This window comes from Streptomyces sp. NPDC038213 (genome assembly GCF_055600495.1).
The window spans coordinates 52,672-73,896 of the sequence record NZ_JBVJYM010000025.1 but is presented as its reverse complement, the minus strand read 5'-3'; the positions used below and the strand labels follow the sequence as shown (position 1 = coordinate 73,896).

The following is a 21,225-nucleotide window of genomic DNA, read 5'->3' as shown; positions in this document are numbered from 1 at the left end:
GCATCGGGGCGATCACGCCCCGGACCCTCGCACCGGCCCGCCCCCTCGCACCCCGGCCCGCCCCGCGCGCATCACGCCCGCTTCCGCGGGCACGCGCTGACCATGAACCGACTTCCCCCACTCCCCTGTCCCGCAGACTCCTACTGGATGCGGACGGCCCCCCTGCCGTCCTTCGCCCCCCTCCCGCAGGACGCCGAGGTCGAAACCGACGCCGCGGTCGTCGGCGGCGGCATCGCCGGCCTCAGTACCGCCTGGGAGCTCGCCCGTGCCGGGCTGCGCGTCGTCGTGCTCGAAGCGGACCGGCTCGCGGGCGGCGTCACGGGCCATACGACGGGAAAGCTCACCGCCCTGCACACCACGGTCTACGACGCGCTGCGCGACGGGCACGGAGAGGACGCGGCCCGCGACTACGCGGACTCCCAGAGCGCCGCGCTCCGGCACGTCTTCGACGTGGCGCGGGAACTGGACCTGGACTGCGAGCTGGAGACCCGCCCGGCCCTCACGTACACCGAGCACCCCGACGGGGTCGACGCGCTGCGCGCTGAGGCGGAGGCCGCGCGGGCGGCCGGGCTCGACGCGTCGTTCGTCACCGGGACGGGGCTGCCCTTCGCCGTCCGCGGGGCGGTGCGGGTCGAGGGCCAGGCCCAGTTCCACCCGCTGAAGTACCTGCGCGGGCTCGCGGCCGACATCGTCGCGCGCGGCGGCCGGATCCACGAGGGGACGCGCGTGGTCCGCCTGGAGAACGGCGATCCGTGCCGCCTGACCACCCAGGACGGGGCCACCGTCTCGGCCCGGTACGCCGTCGTGGCCACCCACCACCCCGTCTTCGACCACGCCGTCCTGGCGGCCCGGCTCACCCAGCACCGCGACCTCGTGGTCGCCGGGCCCCTGCCCGCCGACCGCGACCCCCACGGCATGTACATCACCCGGGAGGGCGGCAAGCGCTCGGTGCGGACCGCGCCCCTCGCGGACGGCGGCCGGCTGCTCGTCGTCACCGGGGAGGCGTTCACCCCCGGCAGCGGCGAGGACACGCTCGCCGGGTACGGCCGCCTGGAGGCCTGGGCCGAGCGGCACTTCCCCGGGTGGCGGGTGTCCGACCGCTGGGCGGCGCAGGACAACGCCTCCTCGGACGACGTGCCCCTCGTCGGGGAACTCCCCCTGGGCGGCGGCAACGTCTACGTCGCCACCGGCTTCGACGGCTGGGGCATGACGGGCGGGGTCATGGCGGGTTCGCTCATCGCCTCGCTGGTGGCGGGCGAGCCGCAGCGCTGGGCCGGCCTCTACGACCCCGGGCGGCTCGGCTCCGCGGTGAAGTCGGCGCCGTCGGTGCTCAAGGCCCAGTGGGACATCGGCAAGCACTTCGTCAAGGACCGGCTCGACGCCCTCGGCGACGGCTCCAACGGCCCCGTCCGGGACCTGCCGCCGGGCGGGGGTACGGTCGTCCGCGCCGCGGGCGGACCCTGCGCCGTGCACCGCGACGACCAGGGCGCGCTGCACGCCGTATCGGCGGTCTGCACCCACATGGGCTGCCTCGTGGCCTTCAACAACGCCGAACGCACCTGGGAGTGCCCGTGCCACGGCTCCCGCTTCGGCATCGACGGCTCCGTCCTCCAGGGCCCGGCGCTGCTGCCCCTGGACCGGCGCGATCCGAAGGACCTGCCCGATTGAGGGAGTGGGCGGGGGAGCAGAGCGGCGCCCGCCCCGTGACCGACCGGGCGGGCGCCGCGTACTGCCGAAAAGCCCCACGCCTGCTGCTGCGCGGCCCTCCGCTGCCGGGCGGGGCCGGGCCGGCCTCCCAGGGCCCGGCCCGGCGACGACGCGCACGGTCTCCAGCCTCCCGCGGCAGCACCGCCTGCTCCGGTTCCAGCGCGGGACGGAGGTCCGGGCAGGAGGAGGGCGGAGGGCCGCCGCCGAGGGCCCGGGGGCCCTCCCGCCCGCGGTCACGCATCCGCGAGGGGGAGTTCGGCCCAGACGGTCTTGCCGTGGCCGTGCGGGTGCGTACCCCACCGGTGGGCGAGCTGGTCGACGATGAACACGCCGTGCCCTCCGACGGTCTCGGGCCGGTGGTGCGCCGGGCGCCGGGGCGGGTCGGGACGGTGGTCGGTGACGGAGACGCGCAGCATGCGGCCGTGCCGGGCCAGGGCCAGGCTGCGGACGCCGCCGCCGTGCCGGGCGGCGTTGGACAGGAGCTCCGCGGCGACGAGGAGGGCGTCCTGCCCCCGGTCGAGGAGGTCCCAGTCGGTGAGGGTCTGGCGCACCCACGAGATGCCGGCGTTGCACGCCTCCGGGCCCGCGGTGTCGCCGAGGGCGAGCTCGCGGTGCTGCACTGCGAAAAGCGGTCGGCCCATGACGGCCCCGGCAGACTCTAGACCTGTGCTCCTGAAGCGTGCTCCTGAAGCGTGGTCCTGTCGCCTGCCCGCCCTCCACCGGGCTACACCGGCTGCGGGGCGCGGATTTAGGACCGGGGGCGGCCGACGGCCTCGGCGACGGTCGGGAGCACGGTGAACGACCCGCCCGCGCCCGTGGCGTCGAGTACGCGCCGGACGGCCGCGCTGGGCGCGACAAGGACCAGTTCCACGCCGCGCCCGCGCGCCTGGCCGCGGAGGGCGAGCAGCAGGTTGAGCCCGTCGGCGGTGAACAGCTCCACGGCGTTCAGCTCCACCGCGAGCAGGCGCGGACCCGAGTCCAGGGCCTCCAGAAGCGCCGCCCCGCCGATCTCCCTGGTGCCGGTGTGCAGGTCGCCGGCCAGGATGCACACGAGGGCGTCGCCGACGCGCAGGGTGTCGGTCTTCAGCCCGGGTGCGGCCGGGGGCAGTTCCGTCGGCTCCGCGTCCACGGCGGCCTCCTCGCCCCTCCCACCCCGTACCGCCGTCCCGTACGCCGGGGCCCGCGGCCGGTGGTTCCTCCACGGTACGCCGCTCCCCGCCGTCCGGGCAGGTCAGCGGGGAGCGGAGCGACCCGGTCCGGTCAGGTGTGGAGGCGGCTGTTGGAGCCCTCGCGGTCGCCGGCGCTGTCGTCGTTGAACCAGTAGTCCCCGGCGGCCAGGTACCGGAAGGAGTGGACCGCTTTGCTGGGGAGCACGACCGTGACGGCGCGGTGCCCGTCGTCGCGGTCCTGGAGGGTGTGCACCCCCGGCTGCCAGCCGTTGAAGTCGCCGACCACGCTCACCGGCCCCGGAGGGATGTCCCCGGGCAGGATGAACGTGACCTCGGTCCGGTCCTTCTTGAGGGTGCGGTGCAGCATGAAACGGTTCTCCTGGATCGTCGGGGACGGGTACGCACCCCATCGTGGGGCCCGGGGCCCGGCCCCGCAGGACGACTGGCCCCTTCGGCCCAGACCTCACCCGTCCACCACGCTCCGTAAGGCGTCACACCCCATTCGTCACCTTCTGCTACCAAACCGACGGGAGCCGCTCCACCGGAATCCACAGCTGCGAGTCCGCCGTACCCGCCCCGGTACCCGTGCCCGAATCCGCCACCGGCCGTGTCAGCAGCAGTTCCGGGCCCGGCCGGCTCGTGTACGGATTCGACGGGAACCACTGCGTGAACACGTCCCGCCACAGCTGCTGGAGGGCCTGCGGATGCGGGCCGCGGCTCTCGAAGACCGCCCAGGTCCCGGCCGGTACGGGGAGCACGTCCAGGTCCCCCGCGGCCGCCCCGGGCTCGATGGCCGCGCCGATCCAGTAGTCGGCCTCCGTGCCCTCCCCGCGGCTGCCGGTCAGGTGCACCGCCGCCGACAGGATCCCCGCCGGCTCCCGGCCGGGGTCAGAGAGCTCCTTCATCCGTACGACCGTCTGCCCGTCCAAGCCCCTCAGGTGCGCCTCGGCAGCCGGGTTGGGCCCCTCGTGCACGAGGGGGACCCGCGCCCGCCTCCCGGCGACGGCGAACGCCTCCTTCTCCACGATCCGGTACCGCATCGCCGCCCGCCCCTCCACGACCAGGCGGAAGGACATCCGCGGCTGCGCGGTGAGCGGTGCGCCGGTGCGCCGCGCCTCGCCCGGCCCGACGCCGTGCACCGACCGGAAGGCGCGTGCGAAGGCCTCCCCGGAGCCGTACCCGTAGCGCACCGCGACCTCCAGCAGCGTCCGCTCCCCCGCCAGCACCTCGGCCCCCGCCAGGGTCATCCGCCGGCGCCGCACGTACTCCGGCAGCGTCATCCCGGCGAGGGTGGAGAACATCCGCCGGAAGTGGTGCTCCGACACGGCGGCGATCCGCGCCACCTCGGCCACGTCCACCCCGCCCGGGTCCGCCCCGGCCGGGTCCGCCCCGCCGCCGAGGCCGGCCTCCAGGTGGTCCAGCGCCTGATTGAGCCGCTCCAGCACGCGCATCCGCCCTTCCGTCCCCCGGCCTTCCCCGACCCTGCCCCGCTCCGGCGGCCGGGCACCCGACACAACCGGTACGGGAAGTGTGGGGCGGCCGCACGCCGCCCCCATGATGCTCGTGAGCATGACCGGAACCGAGAACGACACCGCGGCCGCCACCACCGGGACCAGGACCAGGACGAGGAGAGACGGCAGGACCGGAATCGAGGTCGAGGGGCAGTGCGAGCCGCGGTTCGCGGCGGTACGGGAGGTCTTCGCCGCCTCCCTCGCGACGGCGGACGTGGGCGCCTCGGTCGCCGTCTACCTGGGCGGCGAGCCGGTGGTCGACCTCTGGGGCGGGTACGCCGACGCGGACCGCACGGTGCGCTGGGGGCGCGACACGCTCGCCGGGGTGAACTCGACGACCAAGAACATGACGGCGCTGTGCGCCCTCGTCCTGGCCGACCGCGGCCTGCTCGACCTGTCGGCGCCGGTGGCCGCGTACTGGCCCGGGTTCGCCGCGGCGGGCAAGGAGGACGTACGGGTCCGGCACGTCCTGTCCCACACCGCGGGCCTGCCCGAACTGGCCGGACCGGTCACGGTGGCGACCCTGTGCGACTGGGAGGCGGTGACGGCGGCCCTGGCCGCGCAGGCCCCGCAGTGGGAACCGGGCACGGCCGCCGGGTACCACGCGCTGACCTTCGGCTTCCTCGTGGGCGAGGTCGTCCGCCGCATCACCGGGCGCAGCGTGGGCGAGTTCTTCGCGCAGGAGGTGGCCGGTCCGCTGGGCGCCGACTTCCACATCGGCCTCGCCCCCGAACACGACCACCGCGTCGCCCCCCTCATCGCACCGCCCTCCCTGACGGACGACTACGCCGCCACGGCCCCGCCCGGACCGGACGGCGCCCCGCGCGAGACGGGCGGCGGCACGCGGATCCGCGTACGGGACGTCAACTCCACGCCCTGGCGCCGCGCCCAGATCCCCGCGGTCAACGGCTTCGGCAACGCCCGCTCCGTGGCCCTGGTCCAGTCCGTGCTGTCCAACGGCGGCTCGGCGGCCGGGGTGCGCCTGCTCTCCCCCGCCGGCTGCGCACCGGCCCGGCAGGAGGTCTTCCGCGGCGAGGACCGCGTCCTGGGCACCCCGGTGTCCTGGACCACGGGCTTCGGCGGCTTCGGCGACACCTTCGGCTGGGGAGGCTGGGGCGGCTCCCTCGTCGTGAACGACCCCGGCACCCGCATGACGGTCGCGTACGTCATGAACCAGATGCTCGACCCCGCCCGGCACCAGGACGACCGCGGCCCGAACCTGGTCATGGCCGCGTACGGGGGCCTGCACTGACCCCGCACCACCCCGGCGGACGGGCGGACTCGGGGCCCGCGGGCTGCGCCCCGTCCCGGCCGCGCGGGTAAGGGAGCGCGCATGAGGGGCAGTTGCGGCCCGACGGGCTGCTGAGGCGCGTGGTGCGTTGTCGGTGGGGCGGCTTAGGGTGCAGGGACGGAAGTGGGGGCCGGACACGTACGGACGCGTGTGGGCGGGGGTGCGGTGGGTCGTGCCCCGGCGGGCTCCCGCTGCTCGATCCTCAGGGGGGGATCTTGACTACACCGCATCGCGGACGCCTGCGCGTCCTCGCCGCCGGGGGCGTGCTGTCGCTGGCCGCCGGCGTGCTCGCCACCGCGCCCGGTGCCGCCGCCGCGGGTCCGGTCGGCCCGCAGGGGCCGGTGCCCGGGCTCTCCGCGCCGGGGGCGGTCGCCGGCCAGGGCGCGCGCCGGGCCGGGGGGTACCCGACGGTGGTGCTGCCGGAGCCGGCCGCGCCGCCGGTCAGGGCGGCCGCGGCCGCCAAGCCGCGGCACGACGTCGACGGGGACGGGGTCAGCGACCTCATCGTCATGGAGTACGACCAGGAAGTCGCCGTCTACCTGTCGTCGATCAAGGCCTGGAGCCCGTACACGGTCTACAAGACCGACCCCGAGTCCTCCTTCAAGGACCTGCTGCCGGTGGGTGACGTGGGCGGTACGACCAGGCCCGAGCTGCTCTCCCTGTCCTTCGACGGGGTCCTGACGCTCTACGAGGCCGGGCCGAAGGCGACCTCGGCGCCGCTGTGGTCGGGCGGCGGCTGGCAGACGTACAACCGCGTCGTCGCCACGGGCGACGTATCGGGCGACCGGCGCCCCGACCTGCTGGCGCGCGACCACGCGGGCGGCCTGTGGCTGTACACGGGGACCGGTACGGTCGGCAGGCCGTTCAACGCGCGGGTCAAGGTCGCCTCCGGCTGGCACGTGTACGACCAGCTCGTCGGCGCCAACGACGTGGACGGGGACGGCATCGGCGACGTCTACGGCCGCACCCTGGCCGGAGAGCTCTGGTTCCACAAGGGGGCCGGCAGCGCCACCACCCCGCTCAAGCCCCGCGTCAAGATCGGGGGCGGGTGGAACGCGTACAACATGGTCACCGGTTCCGACGACGGCGACGGCGACGGCCGCAGCGACCTGCTCGCGCGCACCTACGACGGCGTGCAGTACCACTACAAGTCGATCGGCGCCGGCAAGCTGGCCGCGCCCACGTACTTCGGCAAGGGCTACGAGCGCAACGAGTTCGTCCTCGGCGCGGGCACCACGCAGCTCTACGGCAAGGGTCAGAACCTGATGACCCAGTCCGACAACAGCCTGGTCAAGTGGCTCGCGCTGGCCAACGGCGACTACCTCTCGCCCCCGACCAAGGTCGGCACCGAGACCGCCGGGTCGCGCAACACGTACGCCACCGGGCTCAACAGCCACAACCACGCCAGCTACGTGCAGAACATCGGCACCGACCTGTACATACGCGGCCAGAAGGCCGCCACGGGGTGGAGCTACAACGCCATGGTCGGCCCCGGCGACCTGACCGGCGACGGCAAGGGCGACCTGCTGAGCCGCGACTCCGCCGGCGTCCTGTGGCTGCACCCCGGCAACGGGGCGGTGTACACGAAGCTCGGTACGCGCGTGCGCATCGGCAGCGGATGGAACACCTACAACTCGCTCGTCGGCGCCGGCGACTACTCCGGTGACGGGCGGCCCGACCTGCTCGCCCGCGACACCACGGGCCGCCTGTACCTCTACAAGGGGACGGGAACGTCCGCCGCGCCGTTCGCCGCCCGCGAGCAGATCGCGTCCGGCTGGAACGTGTACGACGCCCTGGTCGTGCCCGGTGACATCAACGGCGACAGCAAGGGCGACGTCCTCGCCCGCCTCCCCAACGGCGAGATGTACCTGTACACCTCGACGGGCAGCGCCGGCACCGCGACGTTCGCCGCCCGGGTGAAGTTCGGCAACGGCTGGAACATCTACAAGAACATGCTGTAGGGCGCCACGCGCCCGCCCCGCGGCCGGGCGGGCGCACGGTCAGGCGGTCAGGCGGTCAGGCGGTCAGGCGGTCAGGCGGTCAGGCGGTCAGGCCAGGGGGTCGTTCAGGCGGTGGATCCCGCGGAGTTCGGCTGCCGCGAACTCCCCGGATGCGGCCAGGACCTTCTGAAGCACGCCCGACTTGCCCGCCAGGTTGGCGGTCGTGTCCAGGTGCGGGTCCGCGGCCAGGGACTGCTTGACCGCGCCGTACTCCTCGCGCAGGGCGGGGTCGGTGCGCAGGACCTCGCGGCCGGTGACGCCGAGGTCGCCGCGGTGGACGTACCCGACCGGCCCTTGTCGCCGCCGGGGCCGGGTTCAGGACGGGGGCGGGGTGTGCGGGGACGGGGTGCGCAGGGACTGCTGGAGGGCGTCGCGGGCGGCCAGGGCGGCGCGGAGGGTCAGGGCGTCGGCGCCGCGGGCCGCGTCCAGGCCGGTGAACTCCGCCGCCTTGCGCAGCCGGTAGTCGACCGTGTTGGGGTGGACCTGGAGCCGGGCGGCGGCCCTGCGCCGGTCGAGGCTGCCCGCGAGGAAGGCGCGGAGGGTGTCGATGAGCTCGGGGCGGCCGTCGAGCGGGGCCAGCAGGACGGCGAGGCCCTCGCGGGCCGGGCTCGGACGACTGAGCTGGTATTCGAGCAGGACGTCCTCCAGGAGGTACGCGCCGGGGCCGCGGCCCGAGGCCTCCGCCACCGCCCGCACCTCGGCGGCCAGCCGGGCGGCCTCCGCCACCTCCTCGGGGACCGCGGCCGCCGCCGCGGCCAGCACCTCGGCCCCGCAGGCCCGGCCCAGCTCCCCGACCAGCCGGTCCAGCCGCTCCCGGTCCGCCGGGCCGAACTCGGCGGCCGGGGTCTCGTACGGCAGGAGGACCAGCCCGCCCTCGCCGGACAGGACCGACAGCGGGACCCCGGCGGTGCGGCGCTGGAGCGCGTTGCGCAGCCGGCGGAGCTTGCGGCGGGCGGCGACCTCGTGGTTGAGGCCGGGCACCAGCTCGTCGGGGTGCGGTCCGACGGCGAGGCTGAGCGCCAGGTAGCAGGGCGGCAGCCGGATACCGGCCCGGTCGGCCGCGGCCTGCGGACTGCCGCCCTCCAGCAGCCGGGACAGCAGCGACTGCAGGGCGACCTGCTCGTCGCCGAGCGCGGTCTGCCGCTCCTGCACGTACCCGGCGGCGACCTCGCAGCTCACCAGCCGCAGGTAGGCGAGGAGGCGGCTCTGCACGAGCAGTACGTCGTCCAGGTCGCCCGGCCCGGCCGTCGGGAACACCTGCGCGGCGCACTCCTCCGCCCCGAGGTGGTAGGCGCTCACCACGGCCTCCAGCGGGACGCCCTCGTCGGCGCGCCGGGCGGAGGACTCGCGGATCGCCACCTGCTCCTCCCGGCCCGGGGGTTCGCCGGTGCGCAGCACCTCGGCGAAGCTGCGGATGCCGAGGACGACCTGGCGGGCGATATCGCCGCCCAGGTGCTCGGAGGGGAGTGTTCCGTATACCGGGAGGCGTTCGACCAGGCGGGCCATGACGGCGCGTTCGAGGGCGCCGGCGGCGGCGTGGAGGCGCTGGTGGACCGGGACGCCCCCGAAATGCGGCACCGAGTCGGGCCCTTCGGCCTTGGATGCGGTCACAATCCACCTCGCAAATCTCTGTTCCCCACCCCGGAGACGTGGCGGCCGGCGGCGTCCATGATGTTTCCGGGAGTTCTCCTACTGGTTGGTAACACGACCGGCTGGTGGATGGCCAGAAGCGGGACGGACCCGGTCGCCCCCTCGCCCTCCCGCCCGTTCCGCAACCAGTCCCCGTCCGATCCCCCGTCCGGTCCCCGCCCCGTTCCCCGGCCGGTGCCGGCCTCCCCCGCCGCGCCCGCATCCCCCACGAATCGAGGAACCATGACCAAGGCAGCCGTACGCCTGCTCGCTCTCGCCGTCGCCACCGCCGCCGTCGCGACCGCCGCGCCGACGGCCGCCGCCGCCCCGGCGACCACCGCCACGACCACCGCCGCGGGCACGGCCGGTACCGCTGCGGCCGGCACGACTGCGGCCGACCCGTTCTACGCGTACAGCGGCAGCGCGCCGCTCTCCTCCTTCGCGCCCGGTTCCGTGCTCAAGACGCGGACGCTCCAGTACCACCTGATCGGCCTGCCGACCCCGGTGAAGGCCGTCCAGCTCCTCTACCGCACCACCGACGCGCAGGGCCGCCCGGCCGCCAACGTGACCACGGTGGTGCGCAGTTCGCTGGGCGACGGCAGCAAGGCCGTGTCGTACCAGTCGTTCTACGACTCGCTCAACCCGGAGGACGGGCCCTCCCGCGCGATCGCCGGCGACGTCACCCTCGGCGGCCTGATCCCGAACGCCGAGTCCCTGCTGCTGGTTCCGCTGCTCCTCAAGGGCTACGACGTCGTCATCCCGGACACCGAGGGCCAGCAGGCGAACTTCGCCGCGGGGCCGGAGTACGGGACGAACACCCTGGACTCGATCCGCGCCGCCACCCGCTCCTCCGAGACCCGCCTGAACTCCGCCACCTCCTTCGGCCTGATCGGCTACTCGGGCGGCGCCATCGCCACCAACTGGGCGGTCTCCCTGGCCCCGTCCTACGCACCGGACGTCAACCGGAAACTGGTCGGCTACGCCGAGGGCGGCCTGCTCGTCAACCCGGCGCACAACCTGAAGTACGTAGACGGCTCGCTGGCCTGGTCCGGGGTCATCCCCATGGCCGTCATCGGGGTCTCCCGCTCGTACGGGATTGACCTGGCCTCCTACCTCAACGACTACGGCCTGAAGGTGTACAAGCAGCTGGAGCGAGGCTCGATCATCAACGCGATCGGCCAGTACCCCGGGCTGAGCTGGAAGAAGATGGCGAAGCCGGAGTACGCCGATCCCAACTCCATCCCGGCGTTCGTCGAGGCCATGAACAAGCTCAACCTCGGCTCGGCCCCCACCCCGACCGTCCCCGGCTTCATCGCCCAGGGCGACGCGGGCGTCCTGGAGGGGACCTTCTCGAACCACCGGGGCATCGGCACGGGCGACGGGGTCATGGTCTCCGGCGACGTGCGCACGCTCGCCCGGCAGTACTGCGCCACCGGCGACGCGGCCGTCAAGTACACCCAGCACGAGCTGCTGAGCCACACCACCGCGGCCGTCGCCTGGGCCCCCGTGGCCCTGGGCTGGCTGAACGACCGCTTCGCGGGCAGGCAGGCCCCGTCCGACTGCGGCCGCATCCCGGCGGGCAACTCCCTGGCCCCGCAGCAGCCGGCCCCCCTGTCCTGACCCCTGCTGTCCCGACAGCCCCCCGCCCGCACGGCGGGGACCGGCGCCCGCCCCCGATGCCGACCGGGGACGGGCGCCGCGGTCATCCGTCGGAGGGGGGAGCCCCGAGCGCCGCGGAGGCCCGCTGCAGCGGGCCGGTGCCGGGTGCGGGCACGGCGCCCTGTGCGAGGCCGCGGCAGGTGAAGCCGAGCCGCGTCATGGCCCGCATCACCCGCCCCTGCCAGAAGAGAAGGAAATCGCATCGGGCGGGGTCAGGGGGCGGAGTGGACCTCCAGGGCGGCGCGGACGGCGGATTCGAGGGCGCCCTCGATCCAGGCGGGTTTGAGGGAGGTGTGGTCCCCGGCGAAGTGGAGGGGCCCCTCCGGGGTGCCGATGTCGGGGAACAGCTCGGTGTGCTGCCCGGGCAGGAGGACGGACGCCTCGCCGTACGCGTACGGGTCGCGCGCCCAGCTCTGGGTCCGCCCGGCGCCGGTGTAGAACACCTCGATGCGCTGGCCGTAGACCTCCTGGAGCCCCGCCAGCGCGTGGGGGTAGCGGGCGTCGTCGTCGAAGGCGTCCCACCGCCTGGCGTCGTCCGCCCAGCTGTAGGAGGCGAGGACGACCCCGCCGGGGCTGCCGGGTACAGGGTGGGAGGGGTTGAAGGTGAAGCGGTTGGGGTTGTCGCTCACCGATCCGCCTCCGAGGCTCTGGAGGGCCTCCGGCTGGTCGCGGGTGGCGGAGCGGTACGCCGCGTAGTACGCGCGCTGGCCCGCGGACAGGCGCTCGCCGGTGACGGATGCGTGGCCGCCCAGCAGACTGCCGTCGGCGGGTGCCCGGCCCTTCTGGTACGCCGCGTGCAGACCGGGGTCGATGGTGTCGAGTTCGCGCTTCCAGTCGTCCTCGCCGAACTCCCACCAGCGGCGGCTGAATTCGAGGAGGACCTTCGTCGCGCTGTCGTAGTGCAGTTCGGTCACGGCCCGGCGCTTGCCGTACGACATGAGGGGGGCGACCCGGATGTGCCGCAGCCCCGAGAAGGGCACGGTGATCACGGCGAGGTCCGCGGTGAACTGCTCGCGGACCGGGACGCCTTCGCGCCCCTCGGACACGGTGTCGACCCAGACCCGGGGGCCCCCGGCGCTGACGCGGGAGGTGTCGGCGTGGGGGCGGGAGGGGTCCCAGTACTCGATCCTGGTGACGCGCCGGTCGAAGCGCACGGCGTCCCGGACCTCTTCCAGCAGCGCGTCCGGGAGCTTCGCGGTCCCGCCCCTGAGCTCCCAGAAGGCGGTGTCGGGGCTGATCAGGGCCTGGCCGAGGAAACTGTGGATGAAGGAGACCGGGAGCCGCGAGGTGAGGTTCTCCAGACAGCCGACCAGGTCGACGGTGGCGTCGTCGAGCTGGGCCGACTCGCTGAGGAAGCGGCGCATGGACCAGTCGCCGTAGCGCTCGATGATCCGCGCCCATCCGGCGACGAGCTCGTCGGCGGGCTTGTCCACGCGGCGGCCGTCGGGGGCGAGCGTGCTGATCTCGTCGCGGACCGGCGCGAGCGCGTCCTGCAGGATCCTGCCGGAGGGGACGTCCCACAGGGCCCGGGGCACTCCGAAGGAACGATTCACCCGGCGGGGGCTGCGCGCGTAGTCGGCACGGCGGACGCGCAGGCCGTTGACGTGGATCCAGGTCCGCTGCGCCCGGCTGCCGTCGGGGTTCTCGTCGACCAGGCGGAACTTCTGCTTCTCCAGGCCCAGGCGGTCGATGAGGGCCATGACGAGCGGGTGGCTTCCCGGAATGCGCATGGCCCCGGCCTCGGCGTACTGGAGGGGGTCCGCGAACGGCTGCGCGGCGCCCTCGTGCCCGCCCGTCCTGAACGTCTTGATCCGGCCGCCCGCACGATTGCCGTTGGCCTCCACGAGCGTGACCGCGTGCCCGGCCCGCTTCAGCAGCGCGGCCGCCACCAGTCCCGCCGGGCCCGCCCCTACGACCAGCACCTTCTTCGGCGCGGCCGAGGAGCGGGGCAGGCCGTCCACCAGCACGCTGCGGTAGGCCGGCACCAGGTCCTGCCCGTCGGGCCCCCGCATCAGCAGCGCGTGCGCGATCTGGAGGCAGCGCTGGGACAGCGGCGCGCCGGCCTGCACGGCCTGCGCGGCCTGCGGAACGGGCGCCGGGGCGGGAACGGGGGCGGCGACCGCCGGTGCCCCGGCTCCGGCAACGGCCGCCGCGGCTGCAACCGCGGCGGAACCGACGGTGAACTCGCGCCGCGACAGGGAAGCGGACCGCTGGGGGGAACCGGCCGGATTCTGGGATCGATTGGCTCGCATCACGCCACCATGCAACGGTCGAGCAGGCCGGTTCCCGGCCACACGGGCGCATCCGGCGATCATTAGCCCAAACAGCCCAAGGACGGAGGGAGTTCGCGCAGGGCGCCGCCGCTACGCGGCCGTGTCGATCTGGTCGAACCTCGCGAGCGTCTGGCGGTAGGCGTCCGGCTCGATGCCGAGGGGCGGCGCGAAGGAGTACTGCAGGCACGACACCAGGTACACCCCGAAACCGAGCACCGTACCGAGCAGGACCATCACGAGCATGTGCCGCGGACCGGCGTTGATGCCGACGAGCGCCGGGAACAGGACGACCAGCACGGCCGTGGCGATCAGCGCGTAGAAGATCGGGTCCGGAACGGCCCACCGCATATCGCTGGACCGCTGGTTGCGGGCGGTGGCCACGTGCTCCAGGGCGACACCCACCGATTCGCGGGCGCTCTTCTCCTCGTCGCCCTCCCCCGCGGCCCGCGCGACGGTCAGCCTCGCCCCGTCGAGGGCCGCGGCCGCCCGCGGGCTCATCTGCTGGGACCGCATCGAGGACCACTCGGGTCCCGCCACCTCCCTGGTGTACGCCCTCAGCTGGGCACGGGCCTGCAGGCGGGCAGCGGGCGGCAGTTCGCGGGCCCCGGCGTAGGCCGCCTCCAGGCTCCGGGCCTCCTGGTAGGTGTGGTCGCCGGCGGCATTGCGCTGCTGCCAGGAACTCGCGACCAGGAAGGCTGCCGTCAGCACGAACAGCGCCAGCGTCGCGCTGCCCACGAAACCCAGCGCGGGGGCTTCGAGATGGGCCTTTCTGGAAGCCTCGCTGCGGGAGAGCGCCCATGTCAGACCGCACGCCGTCGCAGCACCCAGGAATGCGTAGAAGATACCCAGACCGAGCATGTCAGCTTTCATTTCCCCGAGGATTTGGATTTACGCGAATCGAAACTCATGGCGGCCAGCACGGCCGGGATGAGCACGATCAGGAAGGCCATGACCGCCCAGTCCGCGGGCTGCATGAGCCCGTCGCCGTCCGTCCGGGACGGCCGCGCCGACAGGGCCGAACTCCGGGGGAGCCGGGTCGGGGAGGCCCCGTCGGGCGGGGGGTCGGGCGTGGTGAAGGGCGGGGCGTCGGGCACCGGGCCCACGGGAGCCGCCGGGCCGGCCGCCAGGAGGTACGGGTCAGCCGCACCGGCAGCGCCCGGTGGTGCGGGCGGCGCCGCGGCCGCGTCGCCCGCCGGGCCTGCGGCGTCCCCCGGCGGGGGCGCGGGCAGGCCGCCCGGCGGGGCGCCGGGCAGTGGCTGGCCGCCGGGCTCGGGCTGCGGGGGCGTCCCCTCGGCGGGCGGGCGGGGCGGCACGGGCGGGCGGGGCGCGGGGCGCGGGGGCGTCCCGGCGGGCGGCGCCCCGGGGGGAGCCGTACCGGGTGGAGTCGTACCGGGTGGAGTCGTAACGGGTGGAGGAGTCGCACCGCGGGTGGGGGCGGTGCCCGGGGGCCGGGGCCGCCCGCCCTCCGGCGGAGCGGAGGGCCTGGTGGCGGGCGGTGGGGGAACGGGCACGGAGTACCCCGCCGCCGCCCGGGCGGACAGCGCGAGCGGCGGCAGCCTCGCGCCCTTCGCGGAGACGGCCCGGTCCTTCGCCGTTCCGGAGACCCGCGCCACGGAGGCGTGGCGTCCCGGACCCGCGGGTCCCGGCGCCCAGCACTCGACGCTCCCGCCGGCCGGCAGGCGGCGGGGCAGGCCCGCGCCCGAGGAGCACGTCAGGGGGGCGGCCTTGCGCAGGCGCGGATCGTGCAGGAGCGGATCGTGCAGGCGCAGGTTCTCCAGGGCGGCGGGGCCCGCGTAGGCGATGCGATAGAAGAGACGTTTCTGCGAGGCCGTGCGCCGCAGGGTCAGCACGGCGGGGCGGACCTCGTACCCGGCGGTGGCCGAGGCGCGGGCGCGGCCGTACTCCTCCCACGCGGCCGCGCCCGCAGCCGTGACCCGCACGAGGTGGCGGCCGGGGCGGGGGGCGACCTCCGCACGGCAGGTCATCGTGCCCAGCGGCGCCAGGAAGTCCCGGGGGCACCGCACGGAGCCGCCCGCGACCTGGGGGTCCCGCACACCGAGGCCGCGCAGCCCGTATTCCGCGAAATTCCGCAGCCGGTACACGCGCACCGCCCGCTGCCCGGCACGGATCCGCACCCCGGGTACGGAGACGCTGTTGGTCGTAACGGTCATCCGGAGCACGTCTCCGTCTTTCCCGCCGGCAGGCGCCGAACCGATGAGGCACATCCCGAGGCCGGACAGCACAATTGCCTGCGCAACTCCGGACACTTTCCGACCGAAAGCCATAACGCATTATGTGATCGAAGGATCAACCAAGACGTTCCGCCACGCGCTCCGGGGCGGGGGTGCAGCCCGGGAGGGCGGGCCCGGCCCCGCCGACCCGGCGCCCTGTACCCCCCGTATGCGCGTTCGGTTAGGGTGGCCTTGCCTGGCGTACGGACGTGCAGGTTAGGGTTCTGGTGCCGCGCGGCGGCAGGCCGCGCGGCTGACGGCACGGGTACGGGTAGAGGCGGGGCGCAGGTGGGAGACGGAGACCGGGCGTGTGCGCCCTGCCCCTGGGCGGGGCACCGTGGATAAGGTCGCGCTGACCGCCGGGGCCCTGTACGTGATCGTGCTGCTCCGCGCCGGAGGGACCTTCGCCGTCGGGTGGCTGGCCGGTGCCGGTGCGCGGCGCAGCCGGTTCGCCGGGCGGATCTCCTCCGAGCGGTTCCAGCGCGTCGAGCGCGCGATCCAGCGGTGGGGCGCCCCGGTGGTGGCCGTCTCCTTCCTGACCGTCGGCTTCCAGACCGCCGCCAACTTCCTCGCGGGCAGCATGCGGATGCCGCTGCGCCGCTACCTGCCCGCGCTGTTCGTGGGCGGGGCCGCCTGGGCACTGATCTACGCGACCGTGGGGATCGGCGTGCTCGCGGGGCTCGGCAGGCTCTTCGCCGAGCACACCGCGCTCGGGGTGGCCGCCGTGGCCGTCCTCGTGCTGGCGGCGGGCGGGGCGGCCGCCTACCGCAGGAGCGTGCAGCGCAGGAAGGGGTCCGCGGTCGTGACCCCGGGCGGGCCCACGGCCGGGGAGTCGTAGGCCGCCCCTTCCTGATCTCGGGCGGTCCGTGGGCCTACGGGTTCGGCGGAGCCGGCGGAAGCGGCGGCTCCATGCGGGCGAGCCAGGTCGTGAGCAGGGTTTCGAGGGCGTCGGCATCGGCGGGGGCCAGCAGGGCCAGGAGCCGGTGCTCGTTGCCGATGTGCTCGGCGAAGGCGCGGTCGATCAGTTCGCGGCCGGGGCCGGTGAGGGCGACGATGCGGGCGCGCCGGTCGCCTTCGGAGCGGCGGCGGGTGACGAGTCCGGCCTCCTCCAGGCGGTCGATCCGCTTCGACATCGCGCCGGTGGTGACCATCGTGTGTGCGGCGAGCTCGCCGGGCGCGCGTTCGTAGGGTGCGCCCGCGCGGCGCAGGGCGCACAGGACGTCGAACTCCCCCTCCCCCAGCCCGTAGCGCCGGTAGACGAGGCACAGCTCCTCGGTGAGCCGGTCCGCCAGGCGGTGCAGCCGGCCGATCACGCCCTGCGGGCCCACGTCGAGGTCGGGCCGCTCACGGCGCCAGTCCTCCTGGATGCGGGCCACCCGGTCCGGCGCCGTAGCCGGTGCCGACGCCGACACCTCCGCCGGAGCCTCCACCACGTTCTCCACGCATCCTCCAGACGCACTACCTTCCATGGAAGCTATATTAGCTTCCATGGAAGCCAACGCCCGCTGGGTGGCGCTCACCGCGCTCGCGCCGGTGGCCTGGGGGACGAGCTACTTCGTCACGGACGCGTACCTCCCGGCCGACTACCCGCTCTACGGAGCCGCCCTGCGCGCCCTGCCCGCGGGCCTCCTGCTCCTGCTCGTGTGCCGCCGGCTGCCGCGCGGGGCGTGGTGGGGGCGGTCGGCGGTGCTGGGGCTGCTCAACGTGAGCATGTTCTTCGTACTGGTCTACCTCGCCGCCCAGATGCTGCCGACGAGCGTCGCCTCCACGGTCATGGCGGTGGCCCCGCTGACCACGATGCTCATGGCCTGGCCGCTGGTCTCCGAGCGGCCCCGCCCCGCCCACCTCGCCGGGGCGGGCCTCGGGCTCGCCGGGGTCTGCCTGATGCTGCTGACGGGGGTGGAGGCCGTGAGCCCCGCGGGCGTGCTCGCCTCCTCGGCCGCCGTACTGGTCTCCTGCTACGGGCACCTCCTCGCCAAGCGGTGGAACGCCGGGGGCGGCAAGGGATCCGGAAGCGGTACGGACTCCAGCGCCGCGGTCGGGACCGCCGGCGGGACCTCCGCCGAAGCCGGGGTACTGGCGTCCACCGCCTGGCAGCTCACCGCCGGCGGGCTCTTCCTGGTCCCGGCCGCCGCGGTCGTGGAGGGGGCGCCTCCCGCGCTCTCCGGCTCCGCCCTGCTCGCGTTCGGCTACCTGGGGCTCGTCGCCACCGCCCTCGCCTTCGCCGTCTGGTTCACGGGGCTGCGCCATCTGCCCGCGGGGACCGTGGGCCTGATCGGCCTGCTCAACCCCGTCACCGGAGTCCTCCTCGGCACGGCGCTCGCCGCCGAGGCGCTGACCGCGCAGCAGCTGGGCGGGCTGGCGCTGGTCCTGGGCGGAGTCGCCCTCGGCAGACCCGCCCGGCCCGCCCGGCCGCCCCGCCACCCCCCGTCCCGCCTCCCGCCCCTCCCTTCACAGTCGCCGACACGAACGGATGTTCCGGAAGGGTCTGTTCAGCCCGTCCGGCGGGTAGGTCGCACGACGGACCCGGAAGCGGGCCCGTAGAGGTCCGGGGGGATGCGTGCGAGGACGGCGGGGCGGGATGCGGAGGGCGGCGGACAGGACCACCCGCGGCGGGGTGGCGGGCGGCGGCCGTCACGGCCCCGGGCGGCCGCCCCGGCGGGCCCGGCGCCGCGCGCTCCGGCTCGCCGCCCGGGCCGCGGCCGTCCTCGCCGTGCTCGCGGCAGGGATACCGGCCGCGGGGGCGGCGTACGCGGCGCCGCCCTGCCCGGGTGCACCCGCCGCGGGCCGCCCGGCGGAGGCGGCGCGGATACCGGACTGGGTGGAGTCCATCGCCGTGGACCGGCGGGGCCGGATGTTCGCCACGGCGTACTCCTCGGGCCGGGTGTACCGCATCGACGCCCCCGGCAGCACCCCGGTGCCGCTGACCGGCGGGATCGGGGCCAACGGCGGGATCGTGGTCCGCGGGGACGGCCGGCTGCTCGTCGGTACGGGCAACGACCTCGTGCACTCGCTGACCGGCGCCATGTTCCCCCGCTCCCGGCTGCTGCTCGTGGACCCCGACTCCGGTGCGGTGAGCACGTACGCGTCGGGGCTCGGCGGGATCGACGGGGTCGCACTCGCCGCCGACGGCACGGTGTACACCAGCACCCTCGGCGGGGGCACCATCGGCCGGGTCACCCCGGACGGGCGGGTCGACCCCGCCTGGGCCCGGATCGCGCAGCCGAACGGCATCGCGGTCTCCCCCGACGGCAGCACGCTCTACGTCGTCCAGACCACCCTCGCCCCGGCCCTGTACCGCGTCCCCGTCGCCGACCCGGGGCGCCCCGAGCGCTGGATCCCCACCACCGGCGCCGACACCCTCGCCCTCCCCGACGGCCTCGCCCTCGACCCCCGCGGCCGCCCCCTGGTCACCACCCACGCGGCGGGCCGGATCTGGCGCGCCGAACACGGGGCGCTGTGCGCCGTGGCCGACGGCCTGCCGCTGTCCACGCAGGTCGCGTACGGGCAGGGCGACCGGGGATTCGCGGCGGGCAGGCTGTACCGGGCGGGGATCGACGGGGTGATCCAGGAGGTGCCCCTGCCTGCGGGCCCGTGAGGAGCCCCGGAGCGCCGGAACGCCGGACCCCAGGCCATGGCACCCGGAGGGTGGTACGGGTGCAGCCGGGCGACCCGTCGGTCCGGCGGTTCAGTCGCTGATCCCCAGGTGCAGGACGGTGGCCCAGGCGACGGTGACCAGGAGCAGGTCGCGGTGCCGGAGGGCGCCCGTCGGCGGGCTGTGGCCCCCGGTGCGGACCTCGGCCGCGGTCCGGACGGGGCCGAGGCGGGCTTCGACGAGGTCGGCGAGGCCCTCGGCCAGTTCGGCGGCGCGGCGGGTCTCGGCGGGGGTGCGCAGCCCGGGGTCCGCGAACCGCACGGCGGGGTGCAGGAAGCCTGCCGTCGCCTCGTGGCGGAGGATCTCCCTCCAGGCCCGCGGGGAGGGGACCGGGGTGGTGGAGACGGCGGGCGGACGGGGGCCGGCGCCCTGCGCGTACACCGCCCGGGCCAGGGCCCGCAGCATGTCCTCGGGCGGCCCGGCGGCTCCTGCGGCCGGGAGCGCGGGAACCACCGGGTACAGGGAGACGGTCACCACGTGGTTGCAGTCGTCGAGCAGGTCCTCGAGCGGTCCGGCTGCTGCCGCCAGTGCGCGCGGGGTGTCGAGGGCGGTCGGCTGCGGTCGGCCGGGCGCCGGCCCGGTCATGCGGCCCGCCTGCCCGGGCGCCGGGCGCGGCGGCGGGAGGGCGGGTGGGGGGCGGGCTCCAGGCAGAGGGTGAGGGTGACCGTGATGCGGGCGCCGCGCAGGGGGCCGCGGGTGATGCGGACCGTGCCGTGGGTGGCGAGGGCGGCGCGGCGGGCGATGTCCAGGCCCAGGCCGGTCGAGCCCGTGCTGCTGCCGCGGGCGAGGGCGCCGTCGGGGTCGGCGATACCGGGGCCCGCGTCTTCGACGGTCAGTTCGACGGTGTGGGCGGTGCGGCTGACCGTGACCTCCAGGGCGGTGCCGGGGGCGGTGTAGCGGAAGACGTTGCCGACCAGGGCGTCCACGACGGCCGTGATGTCGGATTCCGGCAGGCCGACGGGGGTGGGCTCGTCGGTGACGGAGACCCGGCAGGGGCGCGCCTGCTGCTCGGCGAGGACGGCCCAGAAGGCGGCGCGGCGGGCGACCACCTCGGCCGCCTCGCATCGGCCCCCGTCCGCGGGCGGGGTCTCGGGGGCGCCGTCCCCGCGCAGCACCCGGCCCAGCGGGCCGACGGCCAGCGGGGTGCGGGCCTCGGCGATGATCGCGCCCAGTTCCCGTTCGAGTTCGGCGACGGCGGCCTGGATGCGGCCGGTCTCGGCGCCCGGTGCGATCCGTTCCACGGCGAGGTGCAGGGCGGTGAGCGGGGTGCGTAGGCGGTGGGAGAGGTCGGCGACGAGTTCGCGTTCGACCGCGAGGAGGTCGGTCATGCGGTCGGCCATCGAGTTGAACGCCGTACCGGCCTCCCTGAGTTCCGGCGGTCCCTTCGGCTGCACGCGGGAGTCGAGGCTGCCCGCGCCGAGCCGGCGGGAGGCCTCGGCCAGCCGCTTGGCCGCCGTGACCACGGCCGAGCCCAGCCGGTCCGCCACCAGCACGGATCCGCCGAGGAGTACGACGGCCAGGCCGGCCATCACGCTCCAGGAGAGGGTGACGCCGCGCGTCAGCTCGTCCTCGGGCACGTAGTTCTCGACGACAGCCACCTCGTCCTGCGGGAGGATCACCGGCTGGAGGTAGATCCAGCCGCCGTCCGGGACGTCCCGCGAGATCGACTCGCGTTCCGTCACGGCCCGGCGCAGGAGGTCGGCGGGTGCGTGGCCCGGGCTGCCGACCGTACGCCGGTCGGGCAGGTGGATGACCAGGTGGTCGGCGGCCCGCAGGCCCGCGGCGGCCTCGCGCAGCTGGGCCGGGTCGGTGGTGAGCGCGAGGATCGGCGCCATCGCCGCGGCGCTCTGCTCGGCCGCGGTGACGCTCTGCTCGCGGGCCAGGGACATCACCAGCAGGCCGAGGGGGATGAGGAAGGAGAGCGCGACCATCGAGGTGACGGCCAGGGCGACCCCCGCGAGGGACCGCCTCACCGGTGCGGCCTGTGGCGGGTCGTCCCGTGGTCGCGCACCCCGCGGCTGCCGCCGGGGAGGTGGGGCGCCGCTCGTCGGATCACGGTACGGCGCTCCTACGGGGGTGGGCGGAGGGTGCGGAAGAGGA

At 75.3% G+C, this 21,225-nt stretch carries 19 protein-coding genes; 7 read left to right on the top strand and 12 right to left on the bottom strand.

Annotated elements, in window-relative coordinates; genetic code table 11:
- The first annotated feature begins 147 nt into the window (after window positions 1–147).
- A complete protein-coding gene (locus ACZ7JZ_RS27260) occupies window positions 148–1,668 on the top strand; it encodes an FAD-dependent oxidoreductase (RefSeq protein WP_470943664.1) in 1,521 nt (506 codons plus the stop codon).
- Window positions 1,669–1,940: 272 nt separating this feature from the next.
- Here the strand turns inward: ACZ7JZ_RS27260 and ACZ7JZ_RS27255 are convergent, their stop codons facing one another.
- The 4 genes from ACZ7JZ_RS27255 to ACZ7JZ_RS27240 form a co-directional block, all read right to left on the bottom strand.
- The gene (locus tag ACZ7JZ_RS27255; RefSeq protein ID WP_470943662.1) at window positions 1,941–2,348 is read right to left on the bottom strand and encodes an ATP-binding protein; all 408 of its coding nucleotides are present in this window, start codon (window positions 2,346–2,348) and stop codon (window positions 1,941–1,943) included.
- 107 nt (window positions 2,349–2,455) lie between these two features.
- On the bottom strand, window positions 2,456–2,836 hold the full coding sequence (locus ACZ7JZ_RS27250) for an STAS domain-containing protein (RefSeq protein WP_470943661.1): 381 nt from the start codon (window positions 2,834–2,836) through the stop codon (window positions 2,456–2,458).
- Between the two features lie 131 nt (window positions 2,837–2,967).
- On the bottom strand, window positions 2,968–3,243 hold the full coding sequence (locus ACZ7JZ_RS27245) for an early set domain-containing protein (RefSeq protein ID WP_470943659.1): 276 nt from the start codon (window positions 3,241–3,243) through the stop codon (window positions 2,968–2,970).
- A gap of 148 nt (window positions 3,244–3,391) precedes the next feature.
- The gene (locus ACZ7JZ_RS27240; protein ID WP_470943736.1) at window positions 3,392–4,321 is read right to left on the bottom strand and encodes an AraC family transcriptional regulator; all 930 of its coding nucleotides are present in this window, start codon (window positions 4,319–4,321) and stop codon (window positions 3,392–3,394) included.
- Between the two features lie 124 nt (window positions 4,322–4,445).
- On the opposite strand from ACZ7JZ_RS27240, the gene ACZ7JZ_RS27235 reads away from it, so the two are divergent.
- Window positions 4,446–5,639, top strand: a complete 1,194-nt coding sequence (locus ACZ7JZ_RS27235) for a serine hydrolase domain-containing protein (RefSeq protein WP_470943658.1) — start codon at window positions 4,446–4,448, stop codon at window positions 5,637–5,639.
- A 254-nt stretch (window positions 5,640–5,893) separates the two neighbouring features.
- Entirely contained in the window at window positions 5,894–7,639 is a 1,746-nt protein-coding gene (locus ACZ7JZ_RS27230) for an FG-GAP repeat domain-containing protein (RefSeq protein WP_470943656.1), read from the top strand.
- A gap of 354 nt (window positions 7,640–7,993) precedes the next feature.
- On the opposite strand, the gene ACZ7JZ_RS27225 is transcribed toward ACZ7JZ_RS27230, so the two are convergent.
- Complete coding sequence (locus tag ACZ7JZ_RS27225) at window positions 7,994–9,289, bottom strand: RsbRD N-terminal domain-containing protein (RefSeq protein WP_470943655.1); 1,296 nt, start codon at window positions 9,287–9,289, stop codon at window positions 7,994–7,996.
- Between the two features lie 261 nt (window positions 9,290–9,550).
- Between ACZ7JZ_RS27225 and ACZ7JZ_RS27220 the strand changes: the two genes are divergently transcribed.
- The gene (locus ACZ7JZ_RS27220) at window positions 9,551–10,927 is read left to right on the top strand and encodes a lipase family protein (RefSeq protein ID WP_470943653.1); all 1,377 of its coding nucleotides are present in this window, start codon (window positions 9,551–9,553) and stop codon (window positions 10,925–10,927) included.
- 82 nt (window positions 10,928–11,009) lie between these two features.
- On the opposite strand, the gene ACZ7JZ_RS27215 is transcribed toward ACZ7JZ_RS27220, so the two are convergent.
- The 4 genes from ACZ7JZ_RS27215 to ACZ7JZ_RS27200 form a co-directional block, all read right to left on the bottom strand.
- Entirely contained in the window at window positions 11,010–11,135 is a 126-nt protein-coding gene (locus tag ACZ7JZ_RS27215; RefSeq protein ID WP_470943652.1) for a hypothetical protein, read from the bottom strand.
- 43 nt (window positions 11,136–11,178) lie between these two features.
- Window positions 11,179–13,218, bottom strand: coding sequence for a flavin monoamine oxidase family protein (locus ACZ7JZ_RS27210; protein WP_470943651.1), 2,040 nt, complete (start codon window positions 13,216–13,218; stop codon window positions 11,179–11,181).
- A gap of 111 nt (window positions 13,219–13,329) precedes the next feature.
- On the bottom strand, window positions 13,330–14,097 hold the full coding sequence (locus ACZ7JZ_RS27205) for a bestrophin-like domain (protein ID WP_470943650.1): 768 nt from the start codon (window positions 14,095–14,097) through the stop codon (window positions 13,330–13,332).
- An 8-nt stretch (window positions 14,098–14,105) separates the two neighbouring features.
- A complete protein-coding gene (locus tag ACZ7JZ_RS27200; protein WP_470943648.1) occupies window positions 14,106–15,410 on the bottom strand; it encodes a hypothetical protein in 1,305 nt (434 codons plus the stop codon).
- Window positions 15,411–15,807: 397 nt separating this feature from the next.
- Here ACZ7JZ_RS27200 and ACZ7JZ_RS27195 point away from each other — a divergent pair, with 397 nt between their 5' ends.
- Complete coding sequence (locus tag ACZ7JZ_RS27195) at window positions 15,808–16,308, top strand: DedA family protein (protein ID WP_470943646.1); 501 nt, start codon at window positions 15,808–15,810, stop codon at window positions 16,306–16,308.
- A gap of 34 nt (window positions 16,309–16,342) precedes the next feature.
- On the opposite strand, the gene ACZ7JZ_RS27190 is transcribed toward ACZ7JZ_RS27195, so the two are convergent.
- Window positions 16,343–16,912: a MarR family winged helix-turn-helix transcriptional regulator gene (locus ACZ7JZ_RS27190; RefSeq protein WP_470943644.1), complete on the bottom strand. Its 570-nt coding sequence runs from the start codon at window positions 16,910–16,912 to the stop codon at window positions 16,343–16,345.
- A 46-nt stretch (window positions 16,913–16,958) separates the two neighbouring features.
- Between ACZ7JZ_RS27190 and ACZ7JZ_RS27185 the strand changes: the two genes are divergently transcribed.
- On the top strand, window positions 16,959–18,014 hold the full coding sequence (locus ACZ7JZ_RS27185) for an EamA family transporter (RefSeq protein ID WP_470943642.1): 1,056 nt from the start codon (window positions 16,959–16,961) through the stop codon (window positions 18,012–18,014).
- Between the two features lie 37 nt (window positions 18,015–18,051).
- Window positions 18,052–19,068, top strand: coding sequence for an SMP-30/gluconolactonase/LRE family protein (locus ACZ7JZ_RS27180; protein WP_470943641.1), 1,017 nt, complete (start codon window positions 18,052–18,054; stop codon window positions 19,066–19,068).
- Between the two features lie 90 nt (window positions 19,069–19,158).
- Here ACZ7JZ_RS27180 and ACZ7JZ_RS27175 read toward each other — a convergent pair whose 3' ends face one another.
- Window positions 19,159–19,710 (bottom strand): hypothetical protein, encoded by a 552-nt coding sequence (locus ACZ7JZ_RS27175; RefSeq protein ID WP_470943640.1) that lies wholly within the window; start codon window positions 19,708–19,710, stop codon window positions 19,159–19,161.
- Window positions 19,707–21,098 carry a HAMP domain-containing sensor histidine kinase gene (locus ACZ7JZ_RS27170; protein WP_470943638.1) on the bottom strand — a complete coding sequence of 464 codons (1,392 nt, stop codon included), beginning with the start codon at window positions 21,096–21,098 and terminating at the stop codon, window positions 19,707–19,709. The genes ACZ7JZ_RS27175 and ACZ7JZ_RS27170 overlap by 4 nt, the downstream gene beginning before the upstream one ends.
- Window positions 21,099–21,225: the final 127 nt, after the last annotated feature.